This is a genomic window from Pontiella desulfatans (genome assembly GCF_900890425.1).
Lineage (GTDB): Bacteria > Verrucomicrobiota > Kiritimatiellia > Kiritimatiellales > Pontiellaceae > Pontiella > Pontiella desulfatans.
Window position 1 is genome coordinate 340,590 of record NZ_CAAHFG010000001.1, and the last position, 23,255, is coordinate 363,844.

8 protein-coding genes are annotated in these 23,255 nt (G+C 59.5%); 7 read left to right on the forward strand and 1 reads right to left on the reverse strand.

Features of this window, described 5'->3' with window-relative positions:
- The first annotated feature begins 41 nt into the window (after nucleotides 1-41).
- Nucleotides 42-5,156 carry a carbohydrate-binding protein gene (locus E9954_RS01360; RefSeq protein WP_136077460.1) on the forward strand — a complete coding sequence of 1,705 codons (5,115 nt, stop codon included), beginning with the start codon at nucleotides 42-44 and terminating at the stop codon, nucleotides 5,154-5,156.
- A gap of 339 nt (nucleotides 5,157-5,495) precedes the next feature.
- On the forward strand, nucleotides 5,496-7,085 hold the full coding sequence (locus tag E9954_RS01365) for a sulfatase family protein (protein WP_222847007.1): 1,590 nt from the start codon (nucleotides 5,496-5,498) through the stop codon (nucleotides 7,083-7,085).
- A 31-nt stretch (nucleotides 7,086-7,116) separates the two neighbouring features.
- On the opposite strand, the gene E9954_RS01370 is transcribed toward E9954_RS01365, so the two are convergent.
- Nucleotides 7,117-7,593, reverse strand: a complete 477-nt coding sequence (locus E9954_RS01370; protein ID WP_136077461.1) for a helix-turn-helix domain-containing protein — start codon at nucleotides 7,591-7,593, stop codon at nucleotides 7,117-7,119.
- Nucleotides 7,594-7,836: 243 nt separating this feature from the next.
- On the opposite strand from E9954_RS01370, the gene E9954_RS01375 reads away from it, so the two are divergent.
- The 5 genes from E9954_RS01375 to E9954_RS01395 all read left to right on the forward strand — a co-directional run bounded on the left by E9954_RS01375 (nucleotide 7,837) and on the right by E9954_RS01395 (nucleotide 23,232).
- Nucleotides 7,837-9,753 (forward strand): heparinase II/III family protein, encoded by a 1,917-nt coding sequence (locus tag E9954_RS01375; RefSeq protein ID WP_222847008.1) that lies wholly within the window; start codon nucleotides 7,837-7,839, stop codon nucleotides 9,751-9,753.
- A gap of 204 nt (nucleotides 9,754-9,957) precedes the next feature.
- Nucleotides 9,958-16,131, forward strand: coding sequence for a lamin tail domain-containing protein (locus E9954_RS01380; RefSeq protein WP_136077463.1), 6,174 nt, complete (start codon nucleotides 9,958-9,960; stop codon nucleotides 16,129-16,131).
- A gap of 271 nt (nucleotides 16,132-16,402) precedes the next feature.
- The gene (locus E9954_RS01385; RefSeq protein ID WP_136077464.1) at nucleotides 16,403-17,920 is read left to right on the forward strand and encodes a hypothetical protein; all 1,518 of its coding nucleotides are present in this window, start codon (nucleotides 16,403-16,405) and stop codon (nucleotides 17,918-17,920) included.
- Nucleotides 17,921-18,146: 226 nt separating this feature from the next.
- Complete coding sequence (locus tag E9954_RS01390) at nucleotides 18,147-20,519, forward strand: glycoside hydrolase family 95 protein (protein WP_136077465.1); 2,373 nt, start codon at nucleotides 18,147-18,149, stop codon at nucleotides 20,517-20,519.
- A 31-nt stretch (nucleotides 20,520-20,550) separates the two neighbouring features.
- A complete protein-coding gene (locus E9954_RS01395; protein WP_168441877.1) occupies nucleotides 20,551-23,232 on the forward strand; it encodes a S8 family serine peptidase in 2,682 nt (893 codons plus the stop codon).
- Nucleotides 23,233-23,255: the final 23 nt, after the last annotated feature.

Sequence of the window (23,255 nt, forward strand, 5' to 3'; positions counted from 1 at the left end):
GTGTTTAACCGCTGCACGCCAGTAACCAAAGAGGAACGCGAATGACGAAAAGAGCCTTGACCCTTGTTTCCGCACTCAGCCTGATGGGCAACCTGGCCCTGGCGGAGTGGTTTACGAATGACCTGACGGATGCGGCAAGCGTCGCGTCGGATTTCGACGAGTATGTTTCCTCCCATGCCAACTCCTCCTGGTCGCATGTGGCCAGCGGTGCGACGGATCAGAACGGTGCCCCCAATACGGAGCTGACCGGCGGTGCGATCCTGGACTGGGTGACTGCTGATGATGATACGGCCCGCAGTTATCTGGGAACGATCGCTTCCGACTGGCTGGATAAATCCTGGACGGCACATATTGCCATCGAAGCCCCGTCTTCGACGACGCCCTACATTTTCTTCGGCCTGGGCGATCCGACGCCGAACGAGAGCGCGTCGAACGAGCCGCGGAAAGGGGACAGCACCTATGTCTACTGGCGTTCCGGGAGCACCGGTTCAAAGGTTTCGGTGAAGCGAAACGGGATCACGGAAATCAACACCGGTGCGTGGCAGGGCGATCCCGGATACGATATGTATATGACCTACAACCATCTCGACCAAACGGTCCGGTTTGAAATTGATAACTGGAACGGCGGGCGGTTCAGCGGGGTCAATGTGGATACGGGAACGCTTTCGGTCGATGGCTACTTCTCCAATACCAACGATGTCCATATTTTCTTCGGGGCCAACGCCAAGGTGACCTTTGGCGAGTTTTATGTGAAGGAGACGTTCCAGTGCGTGCATCCGGGAATCCCGCTGACCATCGAGGATCTGGATGCCGTCAAGGCAAGACTGGCTGTTGAGCCGTGGGCGACGGGCTATGCGCACTTGCTGGCCGATGGGCACGCTTCAACCAACTATGTCATGCGCGGCCCGTTTGAGACCGTTTCCCACGCGAAGCCCGGGCAGGAAAATGATGGAAGCGATCCCGCATGGGAAAACGACATGGAGGCGATCCATTGCCTGGCGCGCATGTGGTATTTTACGGAAGAGGATGCCTATGCGCAGAAAGGGCGCGATATCCTGATCAGCTGGGCGACCAATCAAACGCTATTTGCTGCCGGCGAGACCTATCTGGAAATGGGCTACAACGCCTGGCGCGTTTTCGAAGGGGCGGACATCCTGCGCGGAACCTGGCCGGGATGGACGGATGAGGATACCGAAATCTGTAAAACCTATTTTGAGAATGTGTACTGGGATCCGGGTCATGTTCACGTTCCGTATCCGTTGCGGTCGGCGAACCAGGGCGCGGCCAATCTGGCGGCCGCGGTCGGGGTGGCCATCTTCAATGACGATGAAGTGAAATTCAACCAGTGCCTTCAGGCGTTCCGGGCGGGCCCGGCCGGCGCACTGATGGACAGCCTGTGCAATGGCCAGGTCGGCGACAGCGGCCGGGATTCGCATTCGAATGGGCAGATTGAGCTGTTGACGTGGATTGCGGAAGCCTTCTGGAAGCAGGGCGTGGATGTCTATGCCGAGCATGATAACCGCCTGCTGGCTGCCGGGGAGTATTATTCCCGGGTGGCGATGGGGTTGGAAACGCCGTTTGTGACGGCGGGTACCGTGTATGACATCTATTCCGACAACAACGCACTGACCGCGACGAACGCCACGTACTTTCATGGAGCGAAGGGATTGAATAAGCTGCATGCCGCCTACGTGTTGCGCAAAGGGTTGAGCGCGCCGTATCTCGAAGAATACCTCGCCTGTTTTGAGCAAACCGAAGAATCGTTCACGTATTTGAAAGCGGTCGATACCTCCACCGCAGTGATTCCCGCGCCATTGACCGAACCGGCTCCTGTCGCTTCCGTAACCAGCCTGAACGGGGCCAACATGGGCGACTGCACGTCCGGCAACGAATCCTACAGTTCGGGAACCTGGACGGTTTCCGGCCGGGGAACGAGACTGTATTACAGCTCGGATCCCGACTATCGTTTTGCCTACCTGCCGGTGACCGGCGACGCCACGATCATCGCGCAGTTGATCGGCCTTTCCGGTGGATCCGCCACCGATGCCCGCGCCGGACTCGTTTTCAATGAAAGCATGGCGAACAACGATACCATGGCGGCGGTGGTCATCACCGCCGAGGACGCCGACGATGAGCTGCAAACCTGGTACCGCGGCGAAACGGCGCACAGTCATGACGGTGGCGATCCCGTTCATGGAAAACCGAACCAGCCCCGGCCGAGAATGCCGTACTGGCTTAAAATCGAGCGGGTCGGCGAGCGGGTTACGCTCTTCACGTCGCCGGACGGCGCCAGCTGGAGCACAGCCGGCGTCGCCGATTATGAGGGTCTCGCGGACACGGCCTATTTCGGACTGGCGGTCAGTTCGGATGAGTATGGTTCCACGGCCACCGCCACCTTTACCGATGTCCGGATCACCGGCGGCGATGGCGGCGAAGCATCGACGGTGCCCGAAGCCCCCTTTGCCATCTATGCCTCGCCCGGCGGCACGGAGGTGCCCCTGCGCTGGCTGGAATCGTTCGAAGCCGACAGCTATAAAATCTGGAAGAGCACGATAAGCGGCGGTCCGTACACCCTGTTGACCCAGGAAACCGGAACCAGTTTCGTGGATACCAATGTGGTCTACGGCACCCGCTATTATTACGCGGTCAGTGCCGTCAATACCCATGGCGAAAGCGCTAAATCTCCGGAAGAAACCTTCCAGTATCGAGCGAACCATATTGAGGCCGAGGATTATGATGGCCGGGGTGGGAATGCCCGGGAAGTGGGCGGTTGCTCGGATTGGTGCGGTGGCGATAAGGTGGGCTTTATCAATGATGGCGAGTGGAACCGATACGACAATATCCAGATCGGCACCGGCAGCGTATTCCGCGCACGCGTTGCCACCGGAAGCACCAATGCCACCGGAAAAATCGAGGTGCGTTTGGATTCAAGCACCGGAACGCTGATCGGCTCGGTGGATGTTCCATACACCGGCTCCTGGGACAATAACTGGAATACCATTGAGACGGCGCTTGATCCGGTTTCCGGAACCCGGTCGGTCTACCTGAAATATGTTGAGACAACCGCTGCGGGCGTGACAGGCGCCGGCCTTTTTGACGTCAACTGGTTTGGGTTCATCAACACCAATATCGCCCCGGACCATCTGGCGGCATCCGTTTCTTCGGCCTCTCAATTGGATCTCACCTGGAGTCCCGTGGCCGGTGCAACGGAGTATGTTCTGAAGCGTTCGCTGGCCAGCGGCGGGCCGTACACCGAGGTGGGCACCTTCCTGGATACCGGCTTCTCCGATGCCGGGCTGATCGCGGGGGCCGCGTATTATTATGTCGTGACTGCAATCATCGACGGTCAGGAAACCGTCAATTCCGCTGAAGTGATGGCCGTGCCCGAGGGGCCACCGCCGCCGGCTGTGCCCTTCTTTACCAATACCCTGACGGACGCGGCCAGCGTGGCGCTGGACTTCAATGAATATATTTCGTCCGTCAGCAATGCGGTTTGGTCCTACACGAACGGCTATATGGTGACGGACAGCGGGACCACCAATACCGTCCTGGAAGGGGGCGCGGTCATTGATTGGGTGACGGTGGACGATGATACCGCCCGCAGTTATCTGGGAACAATCCATTCCAACTATCTTGGAAAATCCTGGACGGCCCATATCGGCATGGAAGCGCCGAACGCCGAGAAACCCTACTATTTCTTTGGGCTGGGCAACCCGACACCGAACGAGGCGGGTAATCGGTACCATGAACCGAGGAACGCCGACACGGTATATCTCAAGTTCCAGACCGGCAATAGAAACTCGGATGTGAAGGTCTATAACGACAATGGAGACGTATTGTATGATACCGAAGCCTGGCGTGGTGATCCGGGTTATGACATTTGGATGACCTACAACCATGTCAACCAGACCATCCAGTTTGATCTCGATGACTGGAACGGCGGCCGCTACAGCGATATCGACCTCTCCACGCCGGAGATTTCCATTGCCGGCCAGATTTCGGATACCAACATGGCGCACATTTTCTTCGGCTCCAACGCCAAAGTGTGCTTCCGCGATTTCGATGTCGTGGAGAATGATGCCGAAACGCCTCCGGCGGTTCCCCAGAATGTCTATACCGTCGTCAACAATATGGCGGTTTCCGTTAACTGGGATGCGGCCGGCGGTGCCGATTCGTATGACGTGAAGCGCTCAGCCACGAGCGGGGCGGGCTATGCGACGATTGCCACGGGCGTGACCGACCTGACCTATGTCGATGCAACGGTTGAAACCAACGAGACCTACTATTATGTGGTGTCCGCCACCAACCAGTTCGGGGCAAGCGATGATTCTTCGGAGGTGATCGGCGTAGGGTTCCCCTACGACATCATCGGTACGGATGCCACCTATCTGAACAATCCTGCACTGGCCAAGGATAATCTCTTCGATACGGATCCGACGACGTTTTTTGATGGCTACGGCAATGGTGGTTGGGGCGGCGTGGACTTTGGCACGGCCCGGCAGGTGGTTGAAATTCAGTATACCCTGCGCAACTGGGGATCCCACGCCTATCCTGCGGCAACCAATGCAACGTTCGAGGGGGCTAACCTGGATGACTTTTCCGATGCCGTGGTGCTGCATACCATATCGACGAATGCAGCCCTCTATCCGGCGGTGAATTCGGCGGTCGTTTCCAACACGGCATCCTTCCGCTACGTCCGGCTGCTCCCGAGGGAGGGCAATGCATGCAACTTCATGGCGGAGCTGAATGTTGTGACCACCGAAAACATCCCGTCCACCACGAACGGCACGCTGCACAGCTGGTTGGATTCGTACTACGATGTGGACACCTTGTTTGGTGGCGACTACGAGGCCGCCGACCTTTCGGATACGGACTTGGACGGTCATCTGGCCTGGGAGGAACACATTGCCGGAACCATCCCGACCGATTCCAGCTCGGTACTCAGGGTGAATTCAACCGAAGCAACCGGTGGCGGCTTGGTGATCACTTGGCAGTCCGTTGCAGGGAAAAACTACAGCATCATTACGAATGCAAATCTGCTGTTCAGGAATACCAGCACCATGGCTACAGGGATTTCCGGATTGCCGACGGAAACCTCGTATACTTCAAGCATTCCGTCCGCAGAATCGCTGTTCTTTGAGGTCGGTGTTGAGTAATACTAGGCTTTCCCAACGCGGTTTCGCGGCAGAGCAATTATGCAAAATGATTTATAGGAACTTTGCTTGAATGGTCTCACCACAGAGGACACGGAGGCACAGAGAAATATAGCAATCCCGCTCCTCAGTGCCTCAGTGCCCTCTGTGGTAAAAAAACGAATCAGTTTAATTTGGTATTAGAGCAAAATGTTGAACACTCAAAGACACTGGCCGAAGCCAACATTTTGCATTAAATGATTTTGCTTATCATCCTCCCGCAGAGCGGATAGGGGAGGTGTTCGTTGAAACGCAGAATGGCAAGAAGTTGGAGTGTAAGGGTCGAAAACAGGAAGAGAATGAATGAGCAGATACAATATTGTCCTCGCAATGGTTGCCACCGTCATGGCAACCGGTATTTCATCGCTGGCAAAAGATAGAGGCGAGCTGCCGAACATCGTGCTCATCCTCGCGGACGACATGGGAGTGGGGGAGCTGAGCGCCGCCGGCGGGCTTGTCCCGACGCCGGCGCTGGATCGGATGGCCAGGGAAGGCATGAATTTTACGGATGCCCACACCAGTTCGTCGGTCTGCACGCCGACGCGCTACGGCCTTCTCACCGGGCGATACAACTGGCGCAGCCGGCTCAAAAGCGGTGTGTTGTTCAAGGCGACCGACCCCGCATTAATGGATCCGAACCGTTTGAACCTGCCTGCATTTCTTCAGCAGGTGGGCTACCACACCGCATGCATCGGAAAATGGCACCTCGGCGTCGACTGGTTGCGGCATTCCGAGGAACTTGGTGCCGGAAAAAAGGGCAACAAGGATAAATCGTGGAACATCGACTATTCGCAGCCGTTCCGCAATGGCCCTGTCGATGTGGGATTTGATGAAGCGTTCTTTATCCTCTCCTCGCTGGACATGGCACCGTATGTCTATCTCCGCAATGATCGCGCGGAGGCGATCCCGACGGTGAACAAAAGCTGGCCGCACAATGAATACAACGACTATCAGCGGGTCGGCGCGGCGGCGGAAGACTTTGATGCGAGCACCTGCCTGGCCGATTGGACTGCGGAATCCCGTCGCTATATTCAGCAGCGGGTGAAAGATCCTTCAGAAAAGCCGTTCTTTCTCTATCTCTCGCTGACCTCGCCGCATACGCCCGTAACGCCCGGCAAGGATTTCAAGGGCCGCTTTCCGCAATACAGCTGGTATGCCGACTTCATTGCCGAGACCGACTGGGTGGTGGAGCAGGTGCTCGAACAGCTGAAAGAGTCGGGGATCGACGACAACACGTTGGTTGTTTTTACGGCGGACAACGGCTTTGCCCCCTATGTGGAAATTCCAAAGATGATTGCCGCGGGCTATTGCCCCTCCGGCCAATTCCGCTGGGCCAAGGCATCCATCTACGAAGGCGGCCACCGGGTGCCGTTCATCGTGCGCTGGCCTAAACAGGTCAAGGCGGGCAGCACCAGCGATGCGACCATCTGCACGACGGACTTCTTTGCCACCTTCGCCGATGTCGTGGGAAGCAAAAATAAAATTCCGGACAATGCCGCCGAGGATTCGTTTTCGTTCTATCCGAACCTGAAAGGCAAAAGCGAAGACGTTCGTCCGTTCACGATCCATCATAACTTCAAGGGCGGATTCGCCATTCGCAAGGGCGACTGGAAACTGATCATGGGCAAGGATGGAGGCGTCGGCTGGGAGCTACCTTGGAAGGACGTTGAAACGTCGGCCAAGCTGGTTCAACTCTACAATCTGAAAACGGATCCCGGCGAAACCAAAAACCTCGAGGAAGCCAACCCGGAAATCATTGAGGAACTGGTAACCGACCTGGCCAAGGCCCTGCGCGATGGCCGCACAACACCCGGTCCCAAGCAGGAAAACGACGGCTGGCCGTATCGGGATAAAAAAACAAAGTCGGCATTTCCGCAACTCGCAGAAGAGTAGTTAAAAAATAGCCAATATGATGATAGGCCGCCTACATGTTGTTTTGCATGCGGAACTGGCGGGGTGGGAGGCCGGCGACTTTCTTGAACTGGCGGGTGAAATAGTTGCTGTCGTTGAAGCCGACGGCAAAGGCGATCTTGGTGATTGTGCGATCGGTTTTCAGTAGCATTTCCATGGCGCCGATCACTTCGCCGACGCGCTGGAGCGCCTGGGTTTCGGTGGATTCGCCCTGCATGTAGGTGCGCGACAGGTAGGCCATCAGATCCAGCAGCTTGGCGCGGAGCACGATTTCGTGGCCGGGCGTTTTTTCGGTGGACTCCCGCTCCATTTCGTCGCAAATGGCTTCCACGTGGGCGAGCTGCATTCGTTTCAGGTGGAGGCGGCTGGCAAAGCGGTGCTGTTTGCGGTAGGCCGGTTCGAGCATGAACATGGCGCAGTAGCCCGGCATGCGGCGCAGTTCATTTTCGGGCAGCGCGATCTGTTCCGGATTGTACATCACGATATACATGACCAGATCCTTCCGGTCGTGGAAATAGTGGCGCTGGCGACCGCATGGCGAATGCGGGGCTGCTAAACAGGGTAACCCCGCGTGGTTTTGCCAAAAGATTTGAACCTGTTAGAGATGTAACACTGTTAAGCCTGTAGCCATGGGTTTCAAGTGGTGGGTGCAGGTCGTGTTCGGGCATGTCAAAAGAAGGTAAATACGTTTACGTTGAAAAACGATCGGGGTGAAATGGTGAGACCATCAGGAATGATAGTAAGTGCCGTAGTCGGCGGAATGATGCTGGCCGCAGGCAGTGGGCTAGCCGCGGAGAAGCTGGACATCGGCGAATACCTCGGTGCCGCGGACGAAGGGGTCATCCATCCTTCCGAAAAGCAGATCGAAATGCTCAGGCCGTATCTCCCCGCAACAAGCTATCGCCCGGCGCCGTCCATCGCCGATCGCGCTTTCTGGGAAATGATCGGGCAGAAGGAATCGGCCGAGGCGATTATCAAGCAGGCGAGGGAGGACCGGGAGAGGAAGCCGGAGGTTCCGATCAGCGACGAGATCTACCGCCGCGCGAACAAGGAGGGGAACCGGGGCATTTATAAACCGCGCTATTACCGTACGATGGAAACGCTGGAGCGGGCCGTGATTGCGGAGTGCGTCGAAGATGAGGGGCGCTATGTTCCGCAGATCATCGAGCACATCCAGGCCATCCTGGAAATGAAATCGTGGCTGCACCCGAATCATGATCCCGGAAACGATGTGCTCGAAGGCAAGCGGGTGGCGATTGATCTGGGAGCCCGCAAGTTCGGTTCCGTGCTGATGCTGTCCGAGGTTCTGCTGGAGGACAAGCTGCCGGCGGAGCTGCGGAAGGAAATCCGGGCGCAGATCCAGTGGCGGATGATTGATTCCTACCTGAAGAGCTGCCGGGGTGAAGACCAGAAAGGCAATTCCTGGATTTGGGGAACCAGCAACTGGAATTCGGTCTGTACGGGCGGAACCGTCTTCTCGACGCTGACGGCGTCCGAAAAGGTGGACGAACGAATTGCGGTGATCGGCTGCGCCCTCAACAGCATGAAGCACTATCTTCGCGGCTTCGGTGACGACGGCTATTGCTCGGAAGGTGTCGGGTACTGGAACTACGGCTTCGGGAACTATCTTTATCTCGCGCAGATGATCTACGACTACACGGACGGCAAGGTCGATATGTTCAGGTTTGACGATCCGGAAAAAATGAAATGCGTTGGTAATTTCCCGGCTGGTTTTCAAATTCAGAACAGCATTTATCCCTGCTTTTCAGACGGTGGCGCGAGGATCAAAGAGGGACAGGATAACTTTGCCTATATCCTTTCGGCCAAGAACTACGGCGCGGCCAAACCGGTCTACAGCCGTCCTGCGGATATTACGATGCAGCTGATGGAATGGGCCGATCCGGTATCCTATGTTGCCCCGGGCCGGGGAGCGGACGAGTTGCCGCCACACACCTATTATGAAGATTACGGCGTTTTGATTTCCCGCGGCAAGCAGGCGACTCCGTTCTCGATTGCGATCAAGGCCGGGCATAACAACGAAAACCATAACCATATGGATGTCGGCAGCTATGTCATGGTGCTCGACGACGACCACATCCTATGCGGCGATCTGGGCGCACCGCCGTATCAGGCCGGCTCGTTCTCGCCCAAACATAAAATGCGCTCGTCCTGGGGGCACCCGGTGCCCCGCGTGGATGGATCGCTTCAGTCGGAAGGCGAGCAGTTCCGCGGGAACGTGCTCGAAACCGAGTTTGCGGAGAACAGGGATAAAGTGGTGCTGGATCTCAAGGCGGCCTACGAAGTTCCAACCCTTGGAAAACTGGTTCGTACGATGACCAACGATAAGTCCGGCAACGGAACCATCACGATCACGGATGAATTTTCCGCTACCAGGCCGATCTCGTTCGATACCGCCATCATGACGCATACGGAATACAAGATCGTGGATTCAGATACCCTTCTGCTGATGAATGATGGAAAAACCATCAAGGTCGAGATCCGTGCCGAGGGCGGCGGAATTAAAATCAAGGATGAGGAAGTAAAGGTTAAGGCGATCCGCTATGCAGACCAGGCCTTCAAGATCGGGATTGAATTCAAGGAAAAGCTGAAGGCCGGCTCCATCACGATGCGCTTCACACCGGAACCGTAGGGACGGCGCGTGGAGGGGTGTAGGACGCGCCTGTCCCGCAGGGACGGCGCGTATCGCGGGGGTTCGGGAACCCCGCGGCTAACAGGGTAACTTTCTGGATGGTCGGCAGATGGCGCATTTCCAGGCATGAATAATCAGTTATGGTTGCTGGTTTCCAGGGGCTGCATGGGATGTATGCGCAGGATAGAGTGAAGGATTCGGTTTATGGGCACGGTTTCATTGTTTAAGACGCTATGTGTTTCCGGGCTGCTGGCCGGATCGGTCATGGCCGCGGAGGTGGTCGTTGAGCAACCGGGGGCCTGCACGCGCAAGACCGGTTTTGTGATTTCGGAAATCATGTACAGGCCGGCCACGACCAACGCGCTGGAGTTTGTCGAAGTCTACAACTCCAATCCCTTCGAAGAGGAAATCGGCGGCTATCGCCTGAAGGGCGAAATCGACTTTACCTTTCCCGAGGGCACCCTGCTGGCAGGACAGTCCTATCTGGTGGTGGCAAAGGATGCAACGGCGTTCCAGCTGGAGTATGGGGTGTCGGGGGTGCAGCTGTTTGAATACGGGGAAACCAACGGCGGCAATTCGCTGGGCAGCTCGGGCACCCTGCGGCTGGTCAACAGCTGCAACGGAACGGTGCTCGAAATCGACTACGACAACGACGCACCCTGGCCGGTGGCGGCGGACGGGGCGGGGCACTCGCTGGTGCTGGCGCGCCCGTCGTACGGCGAAAACGATCCGCACGCCTGGGAGGCGAGCGACCAGATCGGCGGCTCGCCGGGCACCGGCGAAACCTATGGCGACGAAGCCCTGCGCCATGTGGTCATCAACGAAATCCTCGCGCATACCGACGACCCGCAGCTCGACACCATCGAGCTCTACAACCATTCCAATGCCAGCGTCGATCTCTCCGGATGCACTCTGTTCGACGAGGCCACCACGAACAAGTTCACCATCCCCGGCGGAACCACCATCGCGGCGCGCGGCTTTGCGGTTTTCGACCAGGTGCAGATGGGCTTCTCGCTCAACTCCGGCGGCGAAACCATCTATTTCCGCAACGCGGCGGGAACCCGCATGATCGACGCCGTGCAGTTTGGCGGCCAGGAAAATGGAATCTCCATTGGCCGCTATCCGAACGGGGGCGCGGAGTTCCACCGGATGGCCGGCCTAACGCTGGGCAGTGGCAACGGCACCCGGCGCATCGACGACGTGGTGATCAATGAAATCATGTACGACCCGATTTCCGGCGAAAAGGACGACGAGTTCGTCGAGCTCCATAACCAGGGTTCGGGCACCGTCGATCTAGGCGGTTGGCGGCTCCGGGGCGGGATTGACTTTGAGTTTCCGGACGGGGCGGAAATTCCTGCGGGCGGCTATGTGGTGGTCGCGCGCGACGCGCTTCACCTGCAGACCAACTATGCGCAGTTGAATGCGTCGAACACCTTTGGCGGCTTTAGCGGCTCGCTAGGCAATGGCGGGGATCGCGTTAAACTCAACAAGCCCGATACCGTGGTCGACTACGCCGACCCGGCCCATCCCGAAACCAACCTGATCCATATCGTGGTTGACGACGTGACCTATGGAACCGGCGGGCAGTGGCCGGTCTGGGCCAAGGGCGGCGGCAGCAGCCTCGAGCGCGTCGATGCGCGCGCAAACCCGCGCCGCCCGACCGCCTGGGCCGACAGCGATGAAACGGGCAAGGCAACCTGGACCGATGTTTCCGTTACCGGGATGCTGGAGCTGGGGTCGCGGGGGGCGAGCCGGATCGAGGGCGGCCTGCAGGGGGCGGGGGAGTGTCTGCTGGATGATGTGCAGGTGCTGGTCGATGCCGAAAACCGGGTCAAGAATCCGACCTTCAACAGCGGCCTGTCCGACTGGGTGATGCGCGGGTCGCACGAGCGCTCCTCGCGGGAGCCCGGCGGATCGGGCGGGACGTATGCCCTTCAGGTCCGGGCAAGCACCCGCTGCGATACCGGCGCGAACCAGATCAGCGGCGCCTTGTCTTCATCGGTTGCGGATGGCGCCACCGCAACCATCAGCGCCAAGGCCAAATGGCAGAAGGGCTATCCGTGGCTCTATCTTCGCTTGCACGGCAACTATCTCGAAGCGCCCGTTCGGCTCGACGTGCCGGCCAACCTGGGAACGCCCGGCCAGGCGAACAGCCGGGCCGTGGCCAACGCGGCGCCGGCGATCGACGAGGTGGCGCACAGCCCGGCGGTGCCGGCCGCCGGCCAGGCTGTGGTGGTGACCGCGCGCGTGGAAGATCCCGATGGAGTCACTTCGCTCGTGCTCTATTATCGCGTCGATCCCTCCTCCTCGTACACGGGGGTTGCCATGAAGGACAACGGCACCTCGGGCGACGCCGTGGCGGGGGACGGAATCGTCAGCGCCACGATCCCGGGGCAGTCGGCCGATACGCTGGTTGCGTTCTACGTGCTCGCCTTCGATGCCGCCGGTGCGCCTCGCCGCTTTCCGGGCAACACGCCGGAAAACGCTGCCCGCCTAAGGGAATGCCTCGTGCGCTTTGGCGATGCCACACGCGCCAGCAGCTTCGGCACCTACCGCATGTGGTTCACGCAGGCCGCCACCGCGGATTGGGAAACCCGCCTGGTGCTCAGCAACGAACCGGTCGAGGGCACCTTTGTCTACAACGACGACCGCGTGATCCATCATTTCGGCGCCCACTATGCCGGAAGCCCCTACCACCAGGGCTGGACCGCCATCACGGACGACTGCCACTACTCCTTCGACATGCCTCTGGACGACAAGCTGCTGGGCACGGATAATTTCAACAAGCTGCACGGGCCGGGCAACAATCCATTCCAGGATAAAACCATGACCCGCGAACAGGCGGGATTCTGGGCCGCCCGCAAGCTGAAGCTGCCGTGGCTCTACCGGCGCTATGTGAACGTCTACGTCAACGGCGTGGCCCGCAAGGCCGGTTGGTTGATGGAGGACACCCAGGTGCCGGGCAGCGAATTCATCGAGCAATACTGGCGGAACGATGCGGACGGAAATTTGCATAAGGCCAACTTCTGGTGGGAATATTCCAATGTGGCCACCTCGACGAACGGGGTGCTGAATAATCAGCGCCAGAGAGGAACCGAGCTGCTTCCCTATGCCAATGCGGAAGGGAACCTCCATGCGCCGCGCTACCGCTGGACGTGGGGCGCGCGCGCCTATGGCAACACCGGCGGCAACGATTTTACGCCGGTGCTGGATTTGATGGACGCCGCGAATTCGGGCGCCGACATGACCGAACGGATGCTGGCCGAAGCCGACATGGAGGAGTGGATGCGCGTCTGGGCGCTTCGCAAAGCGGTGGGCGACCTCGACCATTTCGGGTGCCAGATTGCGCAGAACATGTACATGTATAAACCCACCGAAGGGCGCTGGGCCTTGCTGATCTGGGACATGAACCACCTACTGGGCAACAACCTGTCGTACGGCCCCGGACGCGGGCTGTTTCCGGATTACAGCCACTACGGCGACGGCGATGGTGACACCACGCTCTCCGCAGTCTATGCAAACCCGGCCTTCCGCCGGATGTCGTTGCGGGCCTATAAGGAAATCGCCAACGGGCCGTTCCTCGGGCCGGAAATCAACCAGTGGTTGGATGCGCGCTACCAGGCCTTTGTCGCCGACGGCCTGCCGGCGATGTCGCCCGACACGTCGTTCAGTTATTCCGAATCGAGATCGGGGGTTTATGATGGGGGCGGAACGGCCTACTTCTCGGGTTCGATCAAGGATTGGGTGGCGGAGGCCCGGGTCGGCATTCTGGCCCGCGTGGCGCAGGAGGATACGGCGGCGTTCGCGCTGACCAGCCCCGCTTCGGTTTCAACAACCAGCAACACGGTGACCCTCACGGGCACGGCCCCGGTCGAGCTCGCTTCGATGACCCTCAACGGGATCGAATATCCCGTCACCTGGACATCGGTCACCGAATGGTCGATCGATGTCGTCGCGGACTCCTCGCCCGCAACGTTCGCCTTGCAGGGGCTGGATGTCTACGGCGCGCCCATCGATGGAACAACGGCGTCGGTTGAGGTAACGGTGACGGGCAGCCTGGATGCGCCGGAGGACTCCATCGTCATTAATGAAATCCACTACAACCCGACGGTGGTAGGCGACGAGTTCGTGGAGCTGTTCAACCGCTCCGCGAGCACGGCGTTCGACCTGACGGGCTGGCGGATGAATGGATTGGGATATACGTTCCCGGTCACGGTGCTCGATCCCGGCGGTTATCTGGTGCTCGACGAGTTCGACGGCAAACTCGATCTCGATGGCGAGACGCTGACGCTCTACCGCCCCGTTGGAACCAATGGCGCGGAGGCGGTGGTGGACCAGGTTCGCTACGAAACCGTGGCGCCTTGGCCGGCCACGACGGCCGGTAGCTCGTTGCAGCTCATGGAGGCCGCGCAGGACAACCGCCGCGCGGCGCTTTGGGCCGTGGCCGATGGTTCCGGGACGCCGCCTCCGGGGCAAACGCTCATCGACTGGGGCGCCTCCTGGAAATACCAACAGGGCATAAACCTGGATGGAACCGGCTGGCAAACGACTGGATACAGCGACTCGGCCTGGCCTTCCGGGCCCGCCGCGTTCGGGTACGAAGAAGACTCGTTGCCGCATCCGATCCAAACCCCGCTGACGCTCGGGACCATTACCTATTATTTCCGCAAGACGATCAACTTTACGGGGGCCGGCGGTGCGTCGCTGTTGCTGACCACCATGGCCGACGACGGGGTCGTGGTGTATCTCGACGGTGTGGAAATCCACCGCGTGCGGATGCCGGGCGGCACGCCGACCTATACGACCACGACCACATCGTATGTGGACAATGCCTATGAAGAGGGGCCGGTTGCCATCGAAGTGAACCTGCAACCGGGCACGCATGTGATTGCCGTGGAGCTTCACCAGACCTCCGCATCCAGCAGCGATGTCGCGTTCGACCTGCACGTGGCGACCGACTACGCGGCGAGTAGCGCGGCCGGTTCCACTCCGGGCGCGGCCAACAACATCGGCTATCCGAACGCCGCCATCCCCGCGCTTTGGCTCAACGAGGCCATGCCTTCGCCGGTGAGTGGCCTGCCCTGGGTGGAACTCCACAATGCCGGAGCCATGACGCTCAGCCTGGCCGGCTATTCCCTGTCCGACGACTATGGCGATTTGGCCAAGTGGCCGGTCACTGCCCCAACGTCGATTGCTCCGGGCGGGTTTGTCCAGATTGAATTGGGGGCAGGGGCCTTGGCCAACGGAAGCGTTGCGCTTTCCCGCGATGTCGGCGGCTCGCCCGAAATGATCGACTATCTCAACCCTGGAACCATCCCGGTCGGCTGGAGCTATGGCGACTATCCGGATGGCGATCCGTGTTCCCGCCTTGCGATGTATGCGGCCACGCCCGGCGCCGCCAACACCAACCAGTCCGCGCCGCTCGATGCCCGCATCAACGAATGGATGGCCGACAACGGCGCCACGTTGGCCGATGCGATCGACGGCGACTTCGAGGATTGGTTCGAGATCCATAATCCCGGCGATGAAGCCATCGACCTGGCCGGCTATTTCCTGACCGACGATCTGGCCGATCCCTTCCAGTTCGAGATTCCAACGGGAGGGAAATACGCCGTTCCCGCCCATGGCTTCCTGCTGGTTTGGGCCGATAATGAGCCGGCGCAGAACGAGCTCGACGCCGCGGCGCTGCATGTCAACTTCGCACTCTCGAAGAACGGGGAAACCCTTGCGCTGGTGGCTTCCGACGGAAGCATCATCGATAGTGTTACCTTCGGCGCCCAAGCTCCCGATCAAAGCGAAGGGCGGATGCTTGACGGCGGGGCGGTCATCGTGGCGATGGAATCAACGCCAGGGGCACCGAACCAGGTGGTCAACACGGCACCGATCCTCGAATCCATTGCGAACGTGTGGCTCTATCCCGGGGAAACCTGCTCGTTTTCCGCACAGGCCACCGATGCCGAAGGCGCGTTCCAGCAGCTGCACTATTCGCTCGATCCGGGGGCGCCGGCCGGTGCAACCGTCACCCCCGGCGGTTCGTTTTCCTGGACGGTGCCCGCTGGATGGACCCCTTCCGATTCCGCCGCGACCGTGCGGGTGACGGATGATGGCACCCCCGCGCTGGACGATTCCGCGACGTTCATCCTGCAGGTCGGCGCGTTGCCGTATTTCACCTGCAGCGGATCGCCGACCGGGGATGAACTGCTGTTGGGCGTCGAAACCCTTGACGGCCATGATTATGCCCTCAAGTACAAGGATTCGTTGTCGGATACCCACTGGCTGCCGCTCGGCAATGCGGTTCCGGGCACCGGCGCGCCCTTGGAATGGGAGGTTCCAACCACCAACGCGCCGCAGCGTTTCTACCGGTTGTTGGTTGAATAGGGGGGCTTCCCTCCCGTGACCCCTGATCTGGTTAACCCGCATCGATCGAGTTACTCCAAATTAAACTGATTCGTTTTTTTACCACAGAGGGCACTGAGGCACAGAGGAGCGGGATTGCACTATTTCTCTGTGCCTCCGTGTCCTCTGTGGTGAGACCTTTCAAGCTAAGTTCCTGTTATTTAGTTGATATAGTGTACAAAGGGGATGTGCCGTATTATCCTGCGTATATCTAGCTCGGGATTTTGGGAATCATAACCATGGAGGCAAGGCAATGAGAGTGCATGCAAGATCGATGATGCTGCCGATGGCAGCGCTGTTGACCCTAACGGCATCGGCGGCGACCATAGAATTGAACGATGCACAGTGGTCGAGCATGGTGGTGGAGGCACATAATCCTTATTTCAACGGGAGCATTGCCGGCACGGTGGATTATCCGCTCGATCCCGGATACCGATGGGATGTGAATGTGGTTGATGTGGGGGGAGGGTATGGCCTCCTGGGCATCGGTGCGGCTACCGGCACCATGGGCCTTGCCGTAAACCCCGGGGACATCTGGTCGGTCGATTTCACGAATCCGGGAACCAATGCGGCGAATTACAATGCCGTTACGCTGGCCGCCTATGTGACGACCGCGGTCTATACCGGTTGGGTCGTACGCCCGCTGGGCGATGATGAAGAAAAAATCTATGAAGGAGAGTCGAAAACCCTGACCTGGGATCTCACCACCGGTGACATTCTTGGCGATGCGGCCGGTCTTTCCATCACATCGGTTCAAAAGCTCGGGTTGGTCTTTATCGGTGATCTCGGAGGGGCTTCGGGAGGGGCCGGCGAACCGTTCTCCATCATCGTGGGTTCTCCGTCCACCGTAGTACTGAATGACGCGCAGTGGTCGAGCATGGTGGTGGAGCCGCACAACCTCTATTTCAGCGGGAGCATTTCCGGCACGACAGACCATCCGCGCGATCCGGGATACCAATGGAATGTGAATGTGGTTGATGTCGGCGCGGGTTACGGTCTTCTGGGTATCGGGGCGGATACGAACACGTTGGGCCTTGCCATAAACCCCGGGGAACGCTGGTCGGTCGATTTCACGAATCCGGGAACCAATCCGCCGAATTACAATGGCATTACAATGTCTGCCTATGTGACGACCGTTGAAGGGCATACCGGCTGGGTGGTACGACCGATGGACGGTCAAGAATCCATCGTTGAAGGCGACTCGAAAACCATGGAGTGGGATCTCGCAACCGGCGAAGTATTGGGCGGTCCGACGGGCCTGAACATTACATCGGTCCAAAAACTCGGGTTGGTCTTTATCGGCGATCTCGGTGGAGCGGTCTCCGGTTCCGGCGGAGAAGATTTCGCGATGCTGGTGGGATCGGCGGAGGCGGCTGGCTACAACATCTGGCTGGCGGAACAGTATCCCGACTTTGATACCGACAACGGCAAGACCGACAATCCCGATGGCGATGCGCTCGACAACTGGAACGAATATGCCTTTGGCGGCAATCCGACCAACGGTGCCGACACCGGCCATCCCGTGGAATACGGCCTCGTTGAAGCCGGTGGCGCGTTCATGTCCTTTATCCACGCGCAGCGCATCGGCAGCGACGATATTGAGTATGTCGTTGAGACCACCGTTGATCTGGTCGGTGGCACATGGACGAACGAAGGCGTGGTCATTGCCGGTACGAACGGGAGTTTTGCGGCAGACTTCGTGGGGGTAACCAACCTCGTTGCGACGGATGCCGGGGAACGTTTCATCCGCATTAAGGCGGTCGAAAAATAATATAGATTCACATCCCTCTACCGGAGCGGGGATCACGCCTGCTTAACGCTGTTTCCAATGATTGGAGGCAGCGTTTTTTTTCGGTTGAAAAGGGGGCTTAACAGGGTAACCTATTCGCGACTCGGGGGATGGCTGGTTTTCCTCCATAAATAGAGGCCCAATGCGGTGTCGGTGGAATAGGCCTGCGCAGGGCAGCGGGTAGCCGGTTTAACGAAGTCAGGGTGGTATGATGTGTAAATTTATTTTTGTGATGGTCGGACTGGTCGCGGCGGGAACCACATTTGCCGCGCGCCATGCCGCGGATGAATCGAACAACCCGAAGGCGGACATGAAGTTCGAAAAGGATGCCCCGGCTCCGGACGAGCCGCTGACGCTCTGGTATCGCAAGCCCGCCCTCCATTGGGAAAACGAGGCGTTGCCGGTGGGCAATGGCCGGCTGGCGGCGATGGTGTTCGGCGGCGTGAACGAGGAGCGGCTTCAGCTCAACGAGGAGACGGTCTGGGACGGTGTCCCGACCGACTACACCAATCCGGAAGCGTTCGAAGCGCTGCCGGAAGTCCAGCGCCTTCTTTTCGAAGGCAAGAATGTCGAGGCCAAAAAACTGGCCGGCAATAAAATGATGGGGCGGCCGCACAAGGTTAAATCCTACCAGACGTTGTGCGATCTGCTTCTCGATTTCCCGGACACCGAAAAGGTGGAGGGCTACCGCCGCGAACTGGATCTGACCACGGCCATCAGCCGCACACAGTATACGGTTGGTGGGGTGGACTATGTGCGCGAGGTTTTCGTGAGCGCGCCGGATCAGGCCATCGTGGTGAATCTCAAGGCGAGCCGGAAGGGCAAGATCAACTTCACCGCCCGGCTGGCGCGGGAAAATGCATCCACGGAATCCGCTTCCGGCAACCGCCTGGTCTTGCGCGGCAAACTGGGCATCGACTACGAGGCGCAGCTGTTTCCCATGGCGGAAGGTGGAAGGGTCGAGTCCAACGGCGGCTTGCTGACGGTTTCCAATGCGGACGAGGTGACGCTGCTGGTGGTCGGGGCAACGAGCTACAATGGCCCAACCGATATCTCCGGCGATGCCACGGCGCGTTGCGAAGGCTATTTGAAGGCCATCGGGAAAAAGCCCTACGGGCAGCTGCGCGCCGCCCACGTTGCCGACCACCAGGCCCTGTTCAACCGGGTAAAGCTCGACCTCGGCAGCACCGATGCCATTAACCTGCCGACCGACGAACGGTTGAAGGCCGTCAAAGGCGGCCGTTTCGATCCGCAGTTTGAAGCGCTCTATTTCCAGTTTGGCCGCTACCTGCTCATCGGCAGCTCCCGCCCCGGCTATCTCCCGGCCAACCTGCAAGGGAAGTGGAACCAATATTACAAAGCGCCGTGGAACGCCGACTACCATTTGAACATTAACTTCCAGATGAACTATTGGCCGGCGCAGGTCTGCAACCTGTCCGAATGCCACCTGCCATATTTCGACTATATCGAAAGCCTCGTGCCCTTCGGCGAAAAGACGGCGAAGGTGCATTATGGCGCGGACGGCTGGACGGTGCACCACCTCTCCGACATCTTCGGCATGGCGGCGCCCGCCGACGGCGTGCACGGCGTCTGGCCGTTGGGTGCGGCCTGGCTGGCGCGCGACATGATGGAATACTACCGCTTCAACGGCGACATGGCGTTCCTGAAGGAGCGCGCCTATCCGCTGATGAAAGGCGCCGCCGAATTCATGCTCGATTTCCTCATCGAAGCGCCGGAGGGAACGCCGGCGGCCGGCAGGCTGGTCACCAACCCGTCGCACTCGCCGGAAAACTTTTTCCTCATGGAGGACGGCACGAAGATTGAATTCACCTATGCGGCCACCATGGATCTGCAGATTATCCAGGACTTGTTCAACGGATTGCAGGAAGCCAGCCTGGCCATCGATCCCTCCGGAAACCATGATGCGGAATTCCAGCAAGCGCTCCAGGCAACCTTGGAAAAACTTCAGCCCGTTCGGATCAGTGCGAAAACCGGACGTTTAATGGAGTGGATCGAGGACTACAAGGAGTTCGATCCGAACCACCGCCACACGTCCCATCTCTACGGGCTTCATCCGGGAACATCCATCACCCGCAACGCCACGCCGGATCTCTATGAAGCCGCGCGCAAATCGCTGATCGCCCGCGGTGACGGCGGCAAGGGATGGAGCATGGCGTGGAAAGTGAACATGTGGTCGCGGCTGCACGATGGCGACCGCTCCTATGCGTTGCTATGCAACCTGCTCAGAAAGATGACCCTGACGAACCTGTTCGATACGCATCCGCCTTTCCAGATCGACGGCAACTTCGGCGGCACGGCGGCGATTGCCGAAATGCTGTTGCAGAGCCACGATGGCGAGGTGCAGCTGCTTCCGGCGCTTCCCGGCGTTTGGAAGGAGGGTTCCGTGCAGGGGTTGCGCGCCCGGGGCGGGTTCGAGGTGGATATCGCGTGGAAGGACGGCGCGCTGTCCGCCGCGCGAATCACATCGCTCAATGGCAACCCGCTGAAACTCCGCCATGGAACCAACACCCTCGAAAAGGAACTCGCGAAGGGCGAGACCTTCACCTGGTACGGCAAATAGCGCTGCGCCGCCAATGATGGAGCATTTGAACATGATGGAAAAACGTGCGGCGGTTGCATGCGCCGAATCCCGGAAAAGCGTTGATCGCCGGTGGCCGATCCGCATGGTTGGCCTGGTCGGGTTGTCGATCTTCGTGCTGGCCGCGGAAACGCATGGCCGGACGAATGCCTATACGCGGGCCATGGCGGAACGCGATGCCAAGGCAATGAAGGACGCGCGGCGGAAACGTTCGGACATTTTTTCAAAACGGCACGACATGAACGACCGGCAGACGCGGGCCGATGTGGTGCGCCAATTGAAGGCGGCGGAGGAGGAACACCTGCGTGCCGTGCGGCGCCGGGCCGCCGCCGAGGGCCTGGAGCTGGAGGGCACCCGGCCCGACGGCCGGGGCTTCCGCCTGATCGGTTTCGATGATCGCGGCTTTCCGGTTTACGAGGAGGATTTCAATGTCGACGCCGCCAAAACGACGGCGGCCGATGAGGTTCGTTCCAATTCCGCGTACAACAGCGTCGATGGAGCGAGTGTGACGATTGGGCTGTGGGAATCGGGCGGGATTCCGCGCGTGACGCATCAGGAGCTCTCCGGAAAGGTCACCGTGATGGATGGATCCACTTCGACGTCGGACCACGCAACGCATGTTGCGGGGACGCTGGTTTCGCGGGGAATCAATGCGGCAACGCTGGGCATGGCGCCCGGTGCCAACGTGGCGGCTTTTAGCTCGAGTTACGATGAAGTCGAGATGCTCGCCAACGGCGCCGCCGAACCCGGCACCACCGATATCTATCTCTCCAACCATTCCTATGGCTCGACGCCGGGATGGAAATGGGTCGGCAGCGACGACTACGACTGGATTTATAACGGTACGTTCAGTGACGATGGCGATCCGTCTAACGATTATGATGAGGACTTTGGCCGCTATGACGACAACGCTGAAGAGTGGGACGGCATCGCCTATAATTTGCCCTATTACCTGATTTTTGCGGCGGCCGGGAACAGCCGGACGGAAGCCCCGGCGACCGGGGCGTTGTGGAAGTATGGCTGGGATGGCCCGTATGCCTACGATCCGGCAAACCATCCGCCGGGGAACCGCTACTATACATCCGGTGGATATGACACGATGGAGGGGAAATCGCTCTCGAAAAATGTCATCACGGTTGGCAGTTCCGATGAAGGGATCTCTGGTGGAGTTCGCGATCCGGGTGCGGCGACCGCTGTGACCTACAGTTCGCGAGGCCCCACGGATGATGGCCGCATTAAGCCGGATATCCACGGGAACGGAACGGGGCTGACGTCGTGCATCGATAACAGCGATACCGCCACGGCCAGCTATTCGGGGACCAGCATGGCTTCGCCCAACGTCTGCGGCTCGGCCGCATTGTTGATCGATTATTTCACGTCGCGTTTCCCCGGAGACGCGATGCGGGCGAGCACCCTTAAAGCGCTGATTCTCCATACGGCGGATGATCGTGGCAAAACCGGGCCCGACTACAAATATGGCTGGGGGGTCATGAATACGCAGGCCGCTGCGGATGTGATCAAGGCGCATGCCGACAACCAGGGCGGCGGAATCTTGCTGGAATCCACGGTCGACACCGCCATCCCCTCCCGCACGCGCACCTTCGGGTGGGACGGCACAGCGCCGTTGCGCGTCACCCTCTGCTGGACCGATCCGGCGGGAACGGAAAAGGAGGGCCATGACAACCGCGCAAAGGCGCTCGTCAACGACCTTAATCTCAAGGTGATCAGTCCGGATGGAACCCATTATCCGTATGTGATGCCCTATGTGGGCGACTGGTCGGAGAGTAAGTTCGAAACATCGGCGACCACCGGCGTCAACGATGTCGACAATGTCGAGCAGGTCTACCTCTCCGCCCCGGTCGCCGGCGACTATCTGGTGGTGGTCGATTATGCCGGGGCGCTGACGGACGGGGAACAAACCTATTCCCTCGTCGTGACCGGCCAGACGGCGCCGGAGATCGAAGTGGAGGAAAACGGGCCGCCCGTGGTCTTGCTGGCGGACAACTCCGGGGTGCAGGATTTCGGAGCAACGGCCCCCTCCGAAGCCTCGGTGGTGAAAAGCTACACCGTCCGCAATACCGGCGGCAGCCCGCTCACCGGCCTGGCCATCGCGAAAAGCGGCAGCCATGCGGATGACTTCAGCGTGGGCGCCCTCTCTTCGGTGGAGCTTGAAACCGGACAGACGGCCTCCTTCTCCGTCAGCTACGATCCGCTCGGCACCGGCGCGCGTTCCGCCGCGCTCCAACTGGCCAGCAACGATGCCAACGAGAACCCCTTCGACATCAACCTGTCCGCCACCGGCTACACCGAGCTGCAGGCCTGGCGAACCGAATATTTCGGCACGCTGCTGCCGGTGGGGCCTTTGGCCGACGATGCGGACTTTGATGAAGACGGCTACGCCAACCTGCTGGAGTTTGGCTTGGCGACTTCCCCCAAGGTGGCCAATCCCGATCCGTTGCTGTTTGCGGTCGACCCGGCCCAGGCCAGGCTAACCTATCCGCGCAACGTCAACGCGCTGGCGGATTACACCTTCGAGGTGATCTGGACCGACAATCTTTCGTCGAACACCTGGTCGTCCGCCGGCGTGGGCGAGACCGTGCTGAGCGACGATGGTGCCGTCCAGCAGGTTGAATCGACCCTGCCCATGGGCAGCTCCACCGAGCGCTATTTCCGCCTGCGGATCAGCCCGAAGTGATCGGGCGGTCCGGATGCCCGGGG